Below are 13,773 nucleotides of genomic sequence, written 5' to 3' on the forward strand. Positions count from 1 at the left end.
GGCAACTTTATTAGGTTATAACTTCCAATAAAAAAAGCCAGATCACGGGTTCTGAGCAACCGTAGATCTGGCATTTATGTACTTTTTTTTAACGTATAGCCAATAAAATCTCCAATTCATCCTGCACTCTAAGCTTCATGTCCATTCCATTCTCAAGCAGCTGCTTCCCATTCACCTTCATCTTCCAAACTTCATTGCTAAGAGGAGTATAATCACCAATGGATAACACCTTTTTGTTGTCTTCGGTTAACTGCACCACACTGCTGTTCTTCAACAAACCTCTCACTGTTAAATCTTCAGTAAATCCCATAACATATGAATGATTCAAATTCACTTGCTCACTTCCACCATTCACGGTCAACAACACAATTTGAAGGGGTTCTTCTTGTTCCTTAGACATCGCCGTAATTACTAATTTTGATTCATGCCCGACTGTTCGACCCCAATCCTCAGGTCCAATGGTCCCCCCATCCATTTGCAGCTCCCAATTCATTCCTGGACCGAGTGAAATATTATTTACCGTTAGAATGCTTGTGTTATCCTCAGAAAAGGTGGCCTTCCCACTACCTTTCAGTAGGTCAAAGATCGTTATCCCTTTTCTGTAGCTCTCGCTAAGCTGCTTGTCCAAAGGGTTGGTAAGCAAGTCATTTCCCGCAACGATAAGCGAAAGCGTAGGCCCGTCTGATCCTGCTAAGCCATTATTCCCTTCATTATTAATGTCAGCAAGAGTGGAACACCCACCTATTATGAATACGATGACTAATCCTAGTAACAACCTCCACATATATTTCGTGGGCATAGTGACACCGCCTTGTCCCGCCTAATGACCACACAGCGTCTCAGGCTTGTAGTAAGTTATGCATACTGTCTATTTAAGAATAACGTAAATAAGCTTTGTTCTCAAATATAAAAAAAGTCCCCTAAGGGACTCTATGAAACTCATTTTTTCTACTGGAATCTAGGGAACAATATATTATTCTCCAGATGAACATGTTCAAAAGTCATGCTCTCCAGCTCCTCTAGCCGGGCATAAGTCAAACGATAGGTTGTACAAGCATGAGCCGGTGGGGTGAAATCAGCTGTTATTTTGCGTATTTGTCTCAATATATCGCCTGCTGTGTCATGTTCACTCTCGAGTTCAATTAATGCCTCGCGAAGTATGGTCAGCCCTTCTTCACTTGGATTGGCATCATACGCTAATAATTTTGGAAACTCATCTTCCTCTTCTTTAGCTGTATGCTGAAGCAGATCTTCCTTAAGTGCATTAAACAAACTATATAACTCTTCTAAATGGGGGGAATCTCCGCCATGAACCCGGTATACCTTGCTTACATTTTGGCTAATCAGGGGCAGCTCTTCCCGCAGGTAATGGTGATGTTTACTCACGATATGCTCGATTAACTCTGCAGAAGGTGCTGTGTTCCATGCGAGTTCTTCTTGAGGTACCGGATATTCCTCGAACAGCTTGTTGAGATCACTAATGATCATCTCTTGATCTAGTCCACGCTCTACAGCTGCTTCAGCAAGAGGTTTGGCGCCTCCACAGCAGAAATCAATCCGTTTGGACTTGAAATAATCCGCAGCTTTTGGGAATTGCAGCACAATATCTTTTACCAGGGCATCTGGAGTAAATCCAGGTTGCACCGATTGCGTATGCTGTAAATCCGAAATTCTATCATTAGGTAGTTTAGTTTCCATAATAGTTCCTCCTCGGGATATGTGATCAGGTTCTGAAAAAAATCTTTTCTACCTGTTCACCTTAACCCTGAAAGGACTTTTGACTTGTGATTGTACTCACGAAAATTGTATCTCTTTGTTGAACGAAAAAGGTCAATTATGGTGATCTCTGACCACAATCAACCTGTTTACATAACGCTTTAGCGTACTTTAGGTTAAAATTACCAAGCATTATTGTATGTACAAACGAAATGACGAAATTTTATACAGGTATTATATGTGTTATTGGCTGAATAATAGATTACTTAGGCACTCGGTAGCCCCACCAAAAGAAGAAACTTGAGCAATACTTAAAAAGTTTCTTCTGTTACAGCCTTAAAAGGAGCGTGTCCAGTTTCTGCATTTCTTAATAAAGTCGGCTTTCTAAACCTTAAACTGCACCGCAACTTATAAATAGCCGTGTCTTCATTCATTTCAATGAAGATTACATCTATCCATATTGGTACTAATGGTTCTAGTCCACAAAGTATATTTATAGTTTTATCCAGCGTTAATTGCTTATTCCCAATGTTTTCTTCACTTAAAATGTTTAGCCTCATCATATCATCTGCACCGTTTAGCGGCTTGTCTTTTTCTTTCACAGGCTCTATAACAAATTTACAATCGGTAAAAATCAATCCTTTCTTTCTTGATATTTCCTCAATAGTTTTTAATAAATTCCCTTTAAAAATATCTTTATTCATCTGTTTTATCTCTTCCACGTTCATCACCTACTTTATCTGAATACTAGAAATCTTAACAAGTTCATTTGTATTAACGTAACCTGAAGGAGTTGTTTCTATGGTGTATATTTCAAGCCATGCATTTTTAGTTTTCACCCCTATTTGCTCAAGAACTTGTGAGAATAATTTTGCTTGCTCAATTGAAGGAGTATAGTGACCGGATAAGTTAGATATGCTTCGGACCTGTCCCTGATTATTAAGTTTTAGCTTTCCTGCCGCTTGAACAGACTCCCCATTTGCCAAAAAGGAATGCCCTCTCCCAATATGAAGCTTGCCATTCATGACCTCCAGTTCTTACACTTAGACCATCCAATGTGCTACACTCTTCGACTCATCATTCCAGATCTTTATGTACTATTTTATCTTTAAATACTTAAGTAAAAGGAGCGCGTATCTAACCTATATATCGGCTTAACTTCCCATTATTTTACTTTAAATCCTTTCTATTAATTTTTTAATTCTAATTACTGCCCTGAAAATAGCAGATAACAAAAACAGGTCAATCATGGAGATAAATCTCCACAATCGACCTGACACTAAAATCTGTATCTTCTATTGAACATAAGCCTGCATATACGTTCGCTTACCCTTTGCGTCCTTCAAATAAGGTCCTAAACCAGCAAAGCGGGAGTGATCCATATAAACACCAGTCATCCATCTGCCTTCTGTTAGGCCTCCGTTCCATTTGAGGACAAGGTCAGGGGCGGCTATCCATTCCTGATAAATCTGTATATTCTGATCTTTGTACTCTTTACAAGGCTTAGACTGCTCCAGAAGACGTAGATCATTAAGGTAAGTTGGCACGAAATAAGAGGATATCGTATGCAAATCATCTTCATCAAAAAAGGGCTCATCCCCTAAAAAGGGTTTGAATAATACGGTATTCTCGTACATGGACCAAATTAGGGCTTGTAGCACCATGCTTTGGCGAATGCCATTATGGAACTTATATTGTCGTTGATTACTCGCCACATTCACTTCTTGAAGAGGTTCCGTCGACTCCAGGCAATGCCGTTCACAGCCGATACATTTCCAGCCAGAAGGACTTTGAATCCATTTTTGAAAAATAGTCCCGCTATCATTGTTGCCTTTGTAGAGTGAAGAGATAATGCTGTAAGGCACGCCAATCCACGCATCCCATAAGGAATCTGGAAGATGGCTATGCAGCATGAACAACGTCTTGTCATAGATGAGCTGTACTTTGATCGAAGCGTTCTCCAGCTCAGCAACATCCTTTTTTCCATACGTTATTTCCCGGGAAAACAGGGTGGTCTTCATCTCCCTCGCCTCCTAATAGTTTTGCTATGCCTGTACTCCAGCTGAGTAGATTTGAGCAAAAACCAATATTGCAAGCGTTTCCATGCAAGGAACATACAACGTTTTTTCTATTATATTACAGATTTTTTCGATCTGTGCAAGGTTTTTATTTGAAAATTGAAAAGCCCTCCTCCGTTCTTCAGGAAAAAGGGCCACAACACGACTTTGATTTCTACTCTACCCAGCTCTCAGCCCAAGACTGAATCTGCTGCATAACAGGCTCCAGCGCACGGCCTTTGTCTGTTAGTTCATATTCAATACGCACAGGTGTTTCCGGGTATACATGTCTAACCAGAATACCCTCACCTTCCAAATCCTTCATCCGCTCGGACAGCATCTTATCGCTCATTGAAGGAATGAGGCCGGAAATATCTTTAAACCGCTTCGGTCCACTCATCAATGTCTGAATAATAAGTCCATTCCAACGTTTGCCTAAGAAAGAGAAGGCTGTCTCAAATCTGGGACACATCGAAATTTGATGTTCTTCCATTGTTCTCACCTCTCACTAGCGAAACTTACTATTAGTTAGTATATATAATATTAACACATTTCATCCCTGATGAACATCGTTTACTAAAAAAAGTTCATCTGACATTATCATTATATCCTCGTTGTCAATCCCCTGTATGTGCTTTAGATTCCCTTTTAGAGATCGCTTCTGTCACGATTTGCGCCAAGTCATCATTTCCGAATAAGGAGAGTACGCCCAGAACTGTGTCATCAGAAATATCCCCTGCTTCCTCCGCTGAAACCGTTAGGGCAAGCGCTTTTCGCAAGGCTTCATTCCCTTCTTGCTGTGGATAAGCCTGCAAATACAAACTGTGCGGGTCGAGTCCTTGATTCACGCACCACTGGGCGAATACAAGGATCATCATCTCTTCCTCACGCTTATAGCTTTCGATGATTTGTTCCTCCACTAATTTACGGTTGTCTTCCATAATTTACTCCTTTCTTAGAGACATCATTCAGCAAGCTGAGCTGCCAATCTATGACTAGGCAGAACTGCTGAAGCAGCAATACTGCATAACTCTGGTGTATTTATATTGTTCAGGAAATGATCTACCACTCCACCAAAACCTCTTCTATCCAGCACCGTATCCCAGCTTCCAAAGCTCTGGGTCCGTGGCAAAGCATTTTTTTCATATAGGATGGCTTGGTCCAGATCTGCCACTTCCACCGAACGTCCATTACCGTGCAGCTCCAGCTTCTCCAAATCAACACCCGCCTCACGAAGCATGCTATACATCCCCACTGAGCCTTGCTCCCAACCCAGCATTCCAGATGCCTGCACAAGTCGCCCCTCTCCATTGGATTGAAGATTACTGCGAAGCAGCTCATACTGATCTCCACATAACCATAACAGCAGATCAAGCATATGAATCAAGTCGTCATGCACAGTCTCACGGCTGCTGCCTAACTGCAGCTTCGTGCGATGTTTAATCGCGTGGCAATGGCTAATGCCTCCGGCTTCCTCGAGCCAACTCTTGGCAGTGACATACATTGGGGCAAAACGCCGATTAAAGCCCACGCCTAGCAGCAGCCCTTTATTTTCTGCCAGTTCTGCCATCCTTCTGGATTCTTCCAGATCATAGGACAGCGGCTTATCTACATACACCGAAATCCCATGTTCGAGACATTTTGTTACTATATCATAATGGGTCGTCGTTGGGCTATGCACAAATACTGCATCCAGATCCCAAGACAACAGCTCGTCCAAATTTGTCGTACCTTTAGGAAAACGGTAGGCTTTAACAGCTTGCTCTACTGTTGTGGATGAGTGACTGAGAACCCCCACTACCTCAACTTGTCCATGCTGAGAGAGCAGTGGCAAATATACTTTGCGGGCGATATTTCCAATCCCGATGATGGCGACTCTTTTGCGTGCAGAAACAATCAATGATCTAACTCCCCTCTTTATAATTCAAGAATTTATCTCTCTCTTTGTTCTCTATAAATGCTATTATACCTGCTTGGCGTCCGCCGACAATGATCTACACTTCAATATTTACTTTTTATCCCGTATGATGAGATGAATGAGTGGAAGAAAGGGTATATTAGCTATGAGAAAATGGTTCTCGATTATTCTTTATGTTTCGGGCACAATCCTTGCGTTTATCTACAGATATGACATCCTTAGCTGGATGAAAGAGGATCATAATCTTTTCAGCTCTATAGGGATCGCAACTTTACTGGCTCTCTTTCCAGTTGTACCGTACAAAGCGGTCATCGGATTTTTTGGTTATGCATACGGAAGTTTGGCAGGTGCTTTAATTTGCTGGGTAGCTACAACCCTTGCTGCCGCATTCCTTTTTGGCGTAGTGAAATTCTTATTTCAAGATCAAGCGAGAGCTTATCTGACTTCTATTCCCCTACTCGAAAAATTCACAAAAGGCATAGAACGGCGGCCCTTTGCTTCTATTGTCTTAGCACGTCTCTTGCCGATTATCCCGCAGACAGCAGTTAACATCTATGCCGGAGCAGCCGGACTGCCCTTCTGGGGTTATCTTGCTGCCTCAGCTATTGGAAAAATCCCAGGCATCGCCTTGTATGCCTTCCTTGGGGATCAACTGTTCCAGAACCCAGGTAATGCGATTATAGCCATTATTGTTTATGCCATTGTGCTTATTATAGCCGGACTAAGCTTTCGTTACAGTTCACAGGAAGTAAAAAACACTAGGTAACAGAGAGCTTATTTGGCGGAAGCTGGCAGGCTGTGGTTATTTGCTTTATAATTAGATTGTGATCTATTTAATTGCATTACATGAATGGAGGGATATTAATGAGTGAACATCAGACTAACCATATAAATTCCAAGGCGGAAAAAGCAACCTTTGCAGGTGGATGCTTCTGGTGCATGGTCTCGCCGTTCGAGGAATTGCCAGGCATTATTAGTGTCGTCTCCGGCTATACTGGCGGGCATACAGTGAATCCTACCTATGAAGAGGTATGCTCCGAAACTACAGGACATGTTGAAGCCGTACAAATTACGTTCAATCCAGAAATTTTCCCTTATAGCAAGCTGCTTGAGTTATTCTGGCAGCAAATTGACCCAACCGATGCGGGTGGACAATTCCATGATCGCGGCACCTCTTACGGAACGGCTATCTTCACCCATTCTGAAGAACAGAAGCAACAAGCAGAGGCTTCCAAGGCAGCTTTGCAAGAAAGCGGCCGATTCGCTAGCCCGATTGTTACCCCGATCCTCCCGGCAGCAACCTTCTATCCTGCCGAAGAATATCATCAGGGCTACCATCGTAAGAACCCGGGTCACTACAAACGTTACCGTAAGGGTTCCGGCCGAGAGGATTTTATCGAAACCCACTGGACACATAAAGAAGACAAACTAAGCTTAAAAGAACGTCTGACGCCACTTCAATATGAAGTCACTCAGAATAGCGCTACAGAGTCACCTTTCCGAAATGATTTTTGGGATCACCACGGAGAAGGCATTTATGTAGATATCGTATCTGGTGAAGCATTATTCAGTTCGCAGGATAAATACGATTCCGGTTGTGGCTGGCCCAGCTTTACACGTCCGATTCGCGATTACGCCGTGAAGGAAAAGACGGACCTCAGCCATTTGATGGTTCGCACAGAAGTGCGCAGCAAAGTAGCAGATTCCCATCTAGGTCATGTCTTCGACGATGGTCCAGGGGAAAACGGCCTGCGCTACTGCATTAATTCAGCGGCACTGCGCTTTATACCAAAAGAGGATCTGGAGAAAGAGGGCTATGGCGAGTATCGTGTACTCTTCCAGCCTGCCTAATCTTCGATAAAAGCGAAATACTGTACTGTCTTATAGAAAAGCCTCCAATTCACGGTATACCATGAATTGGAGGCTTTTTAATTCATAGGAGCTTATTCTTTATTCTCGTCCCCGTTAGCTTTCTTATCCTTTATTGAGGTTGTCACCTTTGGCTCTGCTGGTCCAGGGAGTACCGCCTTGTTCAGTTCCCGATTTTCCTGCCGTATCCGCTGGGTCTGCTGCTCCCGTCGTGCACGGATATTTTTGCGGGCAAACCAAACGATGACTAAAATAATGCCCGCACCGATTAGAATCGGCAATGCACCTGCAAGAATTACAAAAATCCACTGAAACATAACAGATAGTGCGTTCAGGCTTCCTTTTAAAGCATCCGATGCCCGTTCTAGCAATGGACCTTGCTCTGCCTTTTCCTTCACGGCTAAGCTCTCATCCGTCTGGTACACTCTAAGCTCTACCGTTGAAAAAGATACGTTCTGATCTATATATCGCATTCTGCCTTTGATCTGCTCAATCGTTTCTTGAATCGAACCAAGCTCGTTTGCAAAGGCGACCAGATCACTTGATTTCGTTGCTTTTTTCATAAACTCTGTGTATTGAGCTTCCATTAACTGCTTTGCCTTTAGACGCGACTCCAGATCAACATACTCCTCCGAGACATCCTGACCTTGAATACTGCGCTGTAGCGATTCGTGTTTTACTTTTTCCAAATTATTCAGAAAAGGAGAGAACCCGGAGGCAGGCACCTTAAGGATAAACGTCCCTCCTTGCTCATATTGCGACATGTTTTCGTTAAACTCTATAATATATCCTTTAGCCATCGTTACCATGTTGCGGATTTCAGTCTGAGCTTTACCGTAATCTTCTACTTCCATAGTCAGATTGGCATGATAGATTAGCTTCTTGTTCAATCCTTCCACGACATCACTGCCCGTGAATCCCGCGTTCCCTTGATCCGTGTTCTCTGATGTCAAACCTTTTTCAACTGGGGCTTCGTTGCCTCCCGCTGCTGTCTCAGCTTCTGCTGAGGTGCTCTTATCCGCTAATGCAGCTTTCGAAGATTGCTCAGTGGTTGCTGCAGCAGAATTACTCGTATTTCCGCCGTCACCAGCTAATTTGTCTGCCGCCGAATTGTTATCACCCGAGCCACAACCTGCCAATACCACCGCAAGAATTAATAAACATAAGTAATGCAGACCCCATTTGCGCATTCTCATTCCTCCAAAAGTGTAGTGGTTATCCCTAGCATTGTAACGTTACGGAATGTCATGTTCTGTACAGATCTCTTCCGTCTCTCATTTCTATAACGCCCCAAAACTTGGAAGGTTGCACTGGAATATGGAATTTCGGTAAATTTCTTTTGGTTTTTCTTGTTGAATACACAAAAAGCCGCATTTCTGCGGCTCTTATTGGACATATTTTTGATGTGGGAGGGTGACCCGAAAGTTAAAGAACTCATTTGCTTACAAACTCATTATTTGGTACAATTACCACGTCTAACCTAGTAAAAAAAGCCAAATACCCTCTATTCATAATGAATGAGGGCGTGACACGGCTTTGTTGAGACAAGCTCCACCTTGCTGAACAGAGCCGTTCATTGAATGATACTATCAATTACTAAAAGGGGAGGTGAACCCTCATGGCAAAAGACGTAGTTTGTGAAGTTAACTCCTGCACCCACTGGGCAGAAGAGAACAAATGCAGCGCTGAATCGATCTTCGTAGCTTTCCACAGCTCCCAAGAACCAAAACGCGCAGAAGAAACAGATTGCAAAACTTTCGAAAGTAAATAAGTAAATGCCTGAAGGGACCCTCCACGGTTCCTTCTTTTTCATTCTAACAAGATTGAGAATTATTATCAAGTAGCTGATTATAAAAAAATAAGTGAACTAAAAAGCCAGGGTAAATTACCCTGGCTCTAATTTATTTATGTCTATTTTGATGCAATAACCCCTGACTTTTCCCTCGCAATAGCAGCAGCTCTTACCATGTTACGTAGTGCATCCTCTGTCTCCTGCCAGCCACGTGTTTTCAGACCGCAATCCGGATTAATCCAGAATTGTTCAGGGTCCAGCACCCGCAGCGCACGATCGATATTCGCCGTCATTTCTTCTACAGCCGGAACCCGCGGACTATGGATGTCATACACTCCAAGACCGATTCCTTTATCATAGGCCTGCTCCTCAAAGCTGATAATCAGCTCCCCATGGCTACGTGAAGTCTCAATGGAGATTACATCAGCATCCATAGCCGATATGGAATCGATCATGTCATTGAATTCGCTATAGCACATATGCGTATGAATTTGTGTCGTAGCCTTCACATGGTTCGTAGCAACGCGGAACGACTTCACTGCCCAGTTCAGGTAATGCTCACGGTCTTCTGCCTTAAGCGGAAGTCCTTCACGTATAGCCGGCTCATCCACTTGAATCATTTCGATGCCTGCATCTTCCAACGCTTTTACTTCATGGCGAAGGGCAAGAGCAATTTGATTGGCTACCTCTTCCCGGCTGAGATCATCACGTACAAATGACCAATTGAGGATAGTTACAGGACCCGTCAACATTCCTTTAACCGGAAGCTTCGTCAACGATTGTGCATAGACACTTTCTTTAACAGTCATAGGCTGTATAAATGCAACATCCGCGTAGATCACCGGTGGCTTAACGCAACGGGAACCGTAGGATTGAACCCAGCCATTACTAGTAAACAAGTATCCGTCCAGCTTTTCTCCGAAAAACTCCACCATATCTGTACGCTCGAACTCACCGTGGACCAGAACATCCAAACCTAGCTTTTCTTGGAAGGTAATTGCATCCGCGATCTGCTCACGAACAAATCCATCATAACGCTCCTGATTCCAGACCCCTTTACGCCATTTCAATCTCGCCTGACGCACTTCTACTGTCTGCGGGAAGCTACCAATTGTAGTGGTTGGCAGAAGTGGAAGCTGCCATTTCTCTTGCTGCACCTTTAAGCGTTCAGCAAAAGGCAAACTGCGTTGGTCAGGCAAAGCTGCAAGTGCAAGCACTTGCTCCGCCACATCCTTACGGCCACGCTCAGGTAGTGCACGGAATGCTGCAATAGCTTCACGACTAGCGGCCAGCGCTGCTTTAGAAGCTTCTCCTTTATCTGCGAGGGCTGCTCCGAGCAGACTAAGCTCTGCAAGCTTCTCATCGGCAAACGCTAACGCATTCTTAACAGTCGCCTTCAGCTTCACCTCACCTTGAACGGTGACTGGGACATGCAGCAGACTGCAAGAAGGCTGAAGAATAAGACGATCAAGCGGCACATGAACGCTGAGCTTTTCTACCAGTTGCAGCTTAGCGTCTAAATCGGAACGCCAGATGTTCCGTCCATCAATAATTCCGGCACCCAGCCATTTGTCCTTCGGCCAACCAAGACGTTCGATAGAAGCCAGATTCGCTCCACCATCGTGCACAAAGTCAAGACCCAAGCCTTGAACAGGCAACTCTAGAAGTGCCTCCAACGGTTCAGCAGCTTCGAAATACGTCTGTAAAATAATATTCAAGCCCGGCACGGAGCCGGCAATTTCTGTGTATATCGAGTTAAGCAGTGTTAATTCTTCTTTACTTATGCCTGTAACAATCGCTGGCTCATCGATTTGTACCCAGCTTACCCCTTCTTGCTTCAGTTCCTGTAGCAGTTGAACATAGACTGGAACAAAACGTGCAGCAATCTTGGCGATATCTGCCGCTGCGTAACCTTTGGACAGCTTAAGGAAGGTATACAGACCTAAAAGTACCGGTTTACCTTCAATCCCTGCCTGCGATTTAGCAAAACGATAAGCCGCTAGAGGTTTATTTTCAGTCAGGCGTGGTGTTTGTGTGCCGATCTCTGGAACGATATAGTGATAGTTCGTATTGAACCATTTGGTCATCTCACAGGCAGTAGCTTCAGCATTACCACGGGCCATTGCAAAATAAAGATCAATCCCGATGTCGCCGCCATCATACGTGTACCGTGGAGGTACAATTCCAAACATAACAGCCGTATCCAACACATGGTCATAAAAAGTAAAATCATTCACCGGAATAAGCTCAATTCCTGCCTCTTGCTGGGTCTTCAAATGCTGCAGCTGAATTGCTGCCATTTCGGAGCGGAATTGCTCTTCATTTATTTTCCCCTGCCAGTAGGCTTCCAGTGTCTTTTTCCACTCGCGGTTCTTTCCGATTCTCGGATATCCAAGATTACTTACTTTTACTTTATTCGTCATCTCGATACACTCCCTCTTCCATCTCTTATTTCAAACTCCAAAGCTACTTGCTTTCCTATAAAAAAGAGCGCCCTTCCCTAAAAAAGTCAAAGGGAAAGACGCCCATGATATACCCATGGTTAACGTCTAACACCTCCCTATCTTCCGTAGGTGAAGCAGTGCTGTTGAAACAGGCAGGTCTCCTGGCTAGCGGCGTCAACATCTTGAGCAGTCTTCCCAGCAGTAGTAAATTGCCAGTGACCTCTGTTGCTCGAGATTCTTCCGTTACAGTGGCGGGACCGCATCGGCTTCGAACCGAATTTCCCTATTAAGCCTACCGAATTACTATTTTCCGGTCAGCACCTGTCTCCGATATCATTCATCATTTGAGTGTCTTAATCTGATGTCATCATACGTGAAAGCCCCAGCAATCTGCAATAGATTACTGGGGCTTCTGTTATATCGATTCCTTATAACGGACTTAGAAAAATACGAAATATACTACAGCAGCAAGAATTATACGGTATATAGCAAACGGTAAGAGCTTGATACGATTGATCAGTTTTAAGAAGAAACGCATCGATAACAGCGCAAATAGGAAGGCACTAATAAAGCCTGCAATAAAAAACGGCAACGCGTCCATGGTGAAATATTGCCAGTTTTTCATCAGTGACAACAGACTGGCACCTGCCATGATGGGTACTGCCATAATAAAAGTAAAATCAGCAGCGGCACGATGGCTCATCCCGAGGAGTACTCCACCAGAAATCGTCGAGCCCGAGCGTGAAAATCCAGGCCATAACGAAAAACACTGTACAAGACCTACACCAAGTGCCTGTTTGTATGTAATCTGATCTACACTCTCAGTTCTGATCTTCTTCGGCCCAAACAGATCGGCAATAATCATTAATACAGCCCCAATCACTAGACCAATTAACACTGTTGAGGTAGAGAATAAATGCTCATCAATATAATCATTAAACAGAACACCTAACACACCTGCAGGCACTAACCCTACCAGAACCTGAGTCAGCTTGAGGTGCCCGCCCTGCTCCAACTGCGGTAGCTCCTCTGTTACAGGATCCAACTGCTTACGGCTGAAACGCTTTAAGCCTAACAAATCAATGAACCGATTTCTAAAAATCACAACAACCGCTAATATTGAACCCAGTTGAATAACTACTTTGAAGGTATTTGCCGTATATTGTCCAAATAACTCCTGAGATTTCAGCCACATATCATCAACAATAATCATATGACCCGTGGAGGATACTGGAGCAAATTCGGTTAAACCTTCAACAAGCCCCAAAATAATGGCTTTAATAATCGTTAATAGCTCCATGTGTTTCCCTCCTTTTTAATAGTCATTTCTATTATCAGTCCACTACCCGCTTAGCCCTCAGTGTTCATTCTCCGGCTGCGTTTGCGGAAGTACAGAAACCCAAGAATAACTAATCCGCCAGCAATTAGTACATAGACTACATTGGAGTACACATCCATGTACATGGCAATGTCTTCCCAGGATTCGCCCAATGCCGCGCCAATAAGCACAAGCAGCAAATTCCATCCCAATGTGCCAATCGTTGTGAAGATCATAAATACTCCAAATTTCATGCCCGACATTCCCGCCGGAATCGAAATCAGACTGCGGACCAGCGGAACCATCCGACAAAACAATACAGTCCAATAGCCATATTTATCAAACCAGGCGTCAGCCTTGTGGATATCTTTTTTACTGACCCTAATTAGGCTACCCCAGCGTTCAACCAGTTTCTCTAACCGGCTCACATCCAATAATCGGCCAATATAATAGAGAATTACTGCACCCAGTAGTGATCCAGCCGTGGCAGCAATGATTACACCAGGAATCGTTAAGCTCGTCGTAGTGGTCATAAATCCTCCAAAGGGCAGGATCACTTCTGAAGGAATTGGTGGAAATATATTTTCAAAGGCCAGCATCAGAAAAATACCGAAGTAACCAAACTGCTCCATAAAATCTGTAATCCATGCTTGCATCTT

At 43.7% G+C, this 13,773-nt stretch carries 15 protein-coding genes and 1 riboswitch; of the genes, 3 read left to right on the top strand and 12 right to left on the bottom strand.

What is annotated here, in order from left to right; genetic code table 11:
• Window positions 1–88 precede the first annotated feature (88 nt).
• From MHI51_RS22260 to MHI51_RS22295, 8 genes are all read right to left on the bottom strand, one after another.
• Complete coding sequence (locus MHI51_RS22260) at window positions 89–799, bottom strand: hypothetical protein (protein WP_076218893.1); 711 nt, start codon at window positions 797–799, stop codon at window positions 89–91.
• Between the two features lie 149 nt (window positions 800–948).
• Window positions 949–1,644 carry an iron-sulfur cluster repair di-iron protein gene (ric, locus tag MHI51_RS22265; protein WP_405174071.1) on the bottom strand — a complete coding sequence of 232 codons (696 nt, stop codon included), beginning with the start codon at window positions 1,642–1,644 and terminating at the stop codon, window positions 949–951.
• A 383-nt stretch (window positions 1,645–2,027) separates the two neighbouring features.
• Window positions 2,028–2,420: a hypothetical protein gene (locus MHI51_RS22270; protein ID WP_081387696.1), complete on the bottom strand. Its 393-nt coding sequence runs from the start codon at window positions 2,418–2,420 to the stop codon at window positions 2,028–2,030.
• A 27-nt stretch (window positions 2,421–2,447) separates the two neighbouring features.
• Window positions 2,448–2,741, bottom strand: a complete 294-nt coding sequence (locus MHI51_RS22275; RefSeq protein WP_076218895.1) for a hypothetical protein — start codon at window positions 2,739–2,741, stop codon at window positions 2,448–2,450.
• A gap of 270 nt (window positions 2,742–3,011) precedes the next feature.
• The gene (locus tag MHI51_RS22280) at window positions 3,012–3,737 is read right to left on the bottom strand and encodes a hypothetical protein (protein WP_076204958.1); all 726 of its coding nucleotides are present in this window, start codon (window positions 3,735–3,737) and stop codon (window positions 3,012–3,014) included.
• 211 nt (window positions 3,738–3,948) lie between these two features.
• On the bottom strand, window positions 3,949–4,266 hold the full coding sequence (locus MHI51_RS22285) for a helix-turn-helix domain-containing protein (protein WP_036682958.1): 318 nt from the start codon (window positions 4,264–4,266) through the stop codon (window positions 3,949–3,951).
• 124 nt (window positions 4,267–4,390) lie between these two features.
• Window positions 4,391–4,714 (bottom strand): hypothetical protein, encoded by a 324-nt coding sequence (locus tag MHI51_RS22290; protein ID WP_076184188.1) that lies wholly within the window; start codon window positions 4,712–4,714, stop codon window positions 4,391–4,393.
• Window positions 4,715–4,737: 23 nt separating this feature from the next.
• Entirely contained in the window at window positions 4,738–5,670 is a 933-nt protein-coding gene (locus MHI51_RS22295) for a Gfo/Idh/MocA family protein (RefSeq protein WP_370510707.1), read from the bottom strand.
• 166 nt (window positions 5,671–5,836) lie between these two features.
• Here MHI51_RS22295 and MHI51_RS22300 point away from each other — a divergent pair, with 166 nt between their 5' ends.
• Window positions 5,837–6,457, top strand: coding sequence for a TVP38/TMEM64 family protein (locus MHI51_RS22300; protein ID WP_076193058.1), 621 nt, complete (start codon window positions 5,837–5,839; stop codon window positions 6,455–6,457).
• A gap of 98 nt (window positions 6,458–6,555) precedes the next feature.
• The gene (gene msrA, locus MHI51_RS22305; RefSeq protein ID WP_038572566.1) at window positions 6,556–7,542 is read left to right on the top strand and encodes a peptide-methionine (S)-S-oxide reductase MsrA; all 987 of its coding nucleotides are present in this window, start codon (window positions 6,556–6,558) and stop codon (window positions 7,540–7,542) included.
• 92 nt (window positions 7,543–7,634) lie between these two features.
• Here the strand turns inward: msrA and MHI51_RS22310 are convergent, their stop codons facing one another.
• A complete protein-coding gene (locus MHI51_RS22310) occupies window positions 7,635–8,750 on the bottom strand; it encodes a DUF4349 domain-containing protein (RefSeq protein WP_341003410.1) in 1,116 nt (371 codons plus the stop codon).
• A gap of 428 nt (window positions 8,751–9,178) precedes the next feature.
• Here MHI51_RS22310 and MHI51_RS22315 point away from each other — a divergent pair, with 428 nt between their 5' ends.
• Window positions 9,179–9,331, top strand: a complete 153-nt coding sequence (locus MHI51_RS22315; RefSeq protein WP_076098619.1) for a DUF1540 domain-containing protein — start codon at window positions 9,179–9,181, stop codon at window positions 9,329–9,331.
• A gap of 140 nt (window positions 9,332–9,471) precedes the next feature.
• On the opposite strand, the gene metE is transcribed toward MHI51_RS22315, so the two are convergent.
• The 3 genes from metE to MHI51_RS22330 form a co-directional block, all read right to left on the bottom strand.
• Window positions 9,472–11,775, bottom strand: coding sequence for a 5-methyltetrahydropteroyltriglutamate--homocysteine S-methyltransferase (gene metE, locus MHI51_RS22320; protein WP_405173265.1), 2,304 nt, complete (start codon window positions 11,773–11,775; stop codon window positions 9,472–9,474).
• A gap of 154 nt (window positions 11,776–11,929) precedes the next feature.
• Window positions 11,930–12,136: riboswitch (cobalamin riboswitch) on the bottom strand.
• Between the two features lie 99 nt (window positions 12,137–12,235).
• Window positions 12,236–13,096 carry an undecaprenyl-diphosphate phosphatase gene (locus MHI51_RS22325; RefSeq protein WP_076184194.1) on the bottom strand — a complete coding sequence of 287 codons (861 nt, stop codon included), beginning with the start codon at window positions 13,094–13,096 and terminating at the stop codon, window positions 12,236–12,238.
• A 50-nt stretch (window positions 13,097–13,146) separates the two neighbouring features.
• Window positions 13,147–13,770: a DedA family protein gene (locus MHI51_RS22330; protein WP_076218903.1), complete on the bottom strand. Its 624-nt coding sequence runs from the start codon at window positions 13,768–13,770 to the stop codon at window positions 13,147–13,149.
• Window positions 13,771–13,773 lie beyond the last annotated feature (3 nt).

Origin of the sequence: Paenibacillus sp. FSL H8-0260 (assembly GCF_045040625.1) — a bacterium.
Taxonomy (GTDB): Bacteria; Bacillota; Bacilli; order Paenibacillales; family Paenibacillaceae; genus Paenibacillus_AQ; species Paenibacillus_AQ odorifer.

Excerpts from the sequence above, each read along its gene's own strand:
- MHI51_RS22325 (WP_076184194.1), bottom strand. The coding sequence starts at position 13,096 with ATGGAGCTATTAACGATTATTAAAGCCATTATTTTGGGGCTTGTTGAA.
- MHI51_RS22270 (WP_081387696.1), bottom strand. The coding sequence starts at position 2,420 with ATGAATAAAGATATTTTTAAAGGGAATTTATTAAAAACTATTGAGGAA.
- MHI51_RS22285 (WP_036682958.1), bottom strand. The coding sequence starts at position 4,266 with ATGGAAGAACATCAAATTTCGATGTGTCCCAGATTTGAGACAGCCTTC.
- MHI51_RS22330 (WP_076218903.1), bottom strand. The coding sequence starts at position 13,770 with ATGCAAGCATGGATTACAGATTTTATGGAGCAGTTTGGTTACTTCGGT.
- MHI51_RS22260 (WP_076218893.1), bottom strand. The coding sequence starts at position 799 with ATGCCCACGAAATATATGTGGAGGTTGTTACTAGGATTAGTCATCGTA.
- MHI51_RS22300 (WP_076193058.1), top strand. The coding sequence starts at position 5,837 with ATGAGAAAATGGTTCTCGATTATTCTTTATGTTTCGGGCACAATCCTT.
- MHI51_RS22280 (WP_076204958.1), bottom strand. The coding sequence starts at position 3,737 with ATGAAGACCACCCTGTTTTCCCGGGAAATAACGTATGGAAAAAAGGAT.
- msrA (WP_038572566.1), top strand. The coding sequence starts at position 6,556 with ATGAGTGAACATCAGACTAACCATATAAATTCCAAGGCGGAAAAAGCA.
- MHI51_RS22315 (WP_076098619.1), top strand. The coding sequence starts at position 9,179 with ATGGCAAAAGACGTAGTTTGTGAAGTTAACTCCTGCACCCACTGGGCA.
- MHI51_RS22310 (WP_341003410.1), bottom strand. The coding sequence starts at position 8,750 with ATGCGCAAATGGGGTCTGCATTACTTATGTTTATTAATTCTTGCGGTG.
- MHI51_RS22275 (WP_076218895.1), bottom strand. The coding sequence starts at position 2,741 with ATGAATGGCAAGCTTCATATTGGGAGAGGGCATTCCTTTTTGGCAAAT.
- metE (WP_405173265.1), bottom strand. The coding sequence starts at position 11,775 with ATGACGAATAAAGTAAAAGTAAGTAATCTTGGATATCCGAGAATCGGA.
- MHI51_RS22290 (WP_076184188.1), bottom strand. The coding sequence starts at position 4,714 with ATGGAAGACAACCGTAAATTAGTGGAGGAACAAATCATCGAAAGCTAT.